The following is a 232-nucleotide window of genomic DNA, read 5'->3' as shown; positions in this document are numbered from 1 at the left end:
GCGGCGCCCCCGTCGGCGTCCTGGCGCTGACCGGCGACGTCACCGCCACCGCGTCCGTCGACGCCGCGTTCGCCGAGGTCGAGCCCCAGCACGGCCCCGTCGAGGTCCTGGTGGCCAACGCCGGCGTGCCCCGCGACGGCCTGCTCATGCGGATGTCGGACGGCGGCTTCCTGCAGGTGCTCGCCGTCAGCCTCACGGGCGTGTTCCGGTGCGTGCGCCGCGCGTCGAAGGG

General features: G+C 76.7%; 1 protein-coding gene. It reads left to right on the top strand.

The features are described from left to right. Window positions 1-232: SDR family NAD(P)-dependent oxidoreductase (locus KVT14_RS21645; protein ID WP_217617417.1), on the top strand; the 232-nt coding region annotated here is incomplete at both ends.

It is taken from the genome of Cellulomonas sp. GbtcB1 (genome assembly GCF_019091725.1).
Taxonomy (GTDB): Bacteria; Actinomycetota; Actinomycetes; order Actinomycetales; family Cellulomonadaceae; genus Cellulomonas.
The sequence above is the reverse complement of the archived record's forward strand: the minus strand, read 5'-3'. Positions and strand labels throughout refer to the sequence as shown.